Origin of the sequence: Streptomyces sp. NPDC047049, from assembly GCF_040643995.1 — a bacterium.
GTDB classification, from domain to species: Bacteria; Actinomycetota; Actinomycetes; order Streptomycetales; family Streptomycetaceae; genus Streptomyces; species Streptomyces mooreae.
The window spans coordinates 1-2443 of the sequence record NZ_JBEYVM010000042.1; the positions used below are offsets into that span (position 1 = coordinate 1).

A 2443-nucleotide genomic window follows, 5' to 3' on the forward strand; every position below is an offset into this window, starting at 1 on the left:
TAAAGAAATATCTCCAGTTGATTTAACGGAATTAATGAAATCGACTTTAAGAGAAAATGAAAAACAATTACAAAAGCAAATAGAATTTTGGCAGACAAAAAGTAAGAAGCTATTTTAAAAATGGCTACCATTCGGCTCCCTTTTAGCTCCCAAATAGCTACCTAATAATGTAGCTATTTGGGAGCTATTTTTGATTTTAGGTATCCATATGGTATCCATTTTTGATTTTGTGTAGCTATTCGGTAGCTTTTGTGTAGCCGTTCGGGAGTCATATAACAATTTTTATCGCATAAATAGGAATCCCATTTGACACTGTCAAATCAATATTTTGCACAGAAATAGCTACCGAATGGAGACATTTGGAGACATTTCTGTGCAGGATTCCTCTTATGCTCTTTAAAATACAAGAGTTACATTATACACCTATTTTTTAAGGCTTTAGCTTTTTATTAAGAAGAATAACCGAGATAGAAAAACATATTTCGTATTCTAAAAGATTTAGAAAATAAATTTTAAAATGATTTATCGTCTCTCTGTTGAACGAAAAAAGTTTTTAGTTATTTTTTATACGTGGAATGATTAAATGTCCTAGAAAGGGCTTAAAATGCAAAATAAAAGAACCACTCAAAAATGAGTGGTCTGGAGAATAGCAATAAAATGCTGTGCGATTAAAATTGAGCACTGTATTGAGCATACCATACGCATTTATGCCGAGAAAATTTATTGATGTTGAGAAGAACCCTTAACTAAACTTGGAGACGAATGTCGGCATAGCGTGAGCTATTAAGCCGACGATTCGACAAGTTTAGGGATTGTTAAGGGTTCCGAGGCTCAACGTCAATAAAGCAATTGGAATAAAGCATTAAAAAATAGCCACTCAATTTGTGAGTAGCTATTTTTGGGCGAAGATCACTTCACATTAAAAGACTAAAACTAAATGTGAATGAGGATAATGCTATATTTTTACTTTAACACTTATTTATTTTCATCTCATCCAAAACCATTAAAAATAGTCACTCAATTATTGAGTGACTATGGGTTGGTAGAAGAACTATTTCATGTTAAAAGAATTAATGATGTTCGAGAATTATATTTTCACTTTAACATTTATTTAATCATAGTGCATTCAAAAGTATTTAACGATGAGATTTTTTGGCTTTTTTGAAACGAGTTTCTTCTTGTCTTGATACTATATAGAAATAACTCAATTTTTGAATTAAGGCTTTATCCCTTGTCAATAAAGGGTTAAGGCGTTTTTTTGTTGTTGAAAGAAATTTTTGACATAGGTTTATAAACACCAAAAAGCTTGGTCATAATAGACCAAGCTTTTTGATAGTGTTATATTAATAACAAAATAAAAAGAAGTCGCTCACTCCCCCGCCAAAGTTTGTGAATGCGACTTACCCAAGGAAAAACATTAAGTTGTTTTTTATATTTTGTATATCTAGATATTAAACGATATTAGTTTTTTCTTCAAGGTATATATTCGGGTGAGCGACTTCTTAAATTAAATTAAGGAGTCGATTTTTTATGAGTAGAGAAAATTATTCAAAGTACTTACAAAATAAGGATAGTGATATTTTACACTCAACCGGCTACTCTAATAGCCGGTTACACGCACATACTGTGTGCATATCGAAACCAAAAATCAGTTTCGACCGTATGACAATTGTTGGGAATTTAAATAAAAATAATGCTCAAAAGCTATCTGAATTCATGAGTACTGAACCACAAATTAGACTTTGGGATATACTACAAACGAAATTTAAAGCTAAAGCACTACAAGGAAAAGTTTATATTGAATACGACAAAGTAAAAGCAGATACATGGGATAGACGTAATATGCGTGTTGAATTTAATCCGAATAAACTTACGCATGAAGAAATGCTTTGGTTAAAACAAAACATTATCAACTACATGGAAGATGACGGTTTTACAAGAATAGATTTAGCTTTTGATTTTGAAGATGATTTAAGTAATTATTATGCAATGACTGATAAAGCAGTTAAGAAAACTGTATTTTATGGTCGTGACGGGAAACCAGAAACAAAATATTTTGGCGTTCGTGATAGTGATAGATTTATTAGAATTTATAACAAAAAACAAGAACGTAAAGATAACGCAGATGTCGAAGTTATGTCTGATCACTTATGGCGTGTAGAAATTGAACTTAAAAGAGATATGGTGGATTACTGGAATGATTGTTTTAATGATTTACATATTTTGAAACCAGATTGGAAAATAATTGAACGCACTTCTGATAGAGCAATAGTTTTTATGTTGCTAAATGATGAAGAAGAATGGGGTAAAATTCATAGAAATTCTAGAACCAAATATAAAAACTTAATTAAAGAAATATCTCCAGTTGATTTAACGGAATTAATGAAATCGACTTTAAGAGAAAATGAAAAACAATTACAAAAGCAAATAGAATTTTGGCAGA

At 30.7% G+C, this 2443-nt stretch carries 1 protein-coding gene and 1 pseudogene; both read left to right on the plus strand.

All coding sequences use genetic code 11. The features are described 5' to 3' along the window. Positions 1-118: pseudogene (locus ABZ851_RS37205) on the plus strand (replication initiation protein); the annotation flags it as partial. A 1412-nt stretch (positions 119-1530) separates the two neighbouring features. Beyond that, positions 1531-2443, plus strand: a 913-nt coding sequence (locus ABZ851_RS37210; protein ID WP_361137144.1) for a replication initiation factor domain-containing protein, incomplete at its 3' end; no start/stop codon positions are given.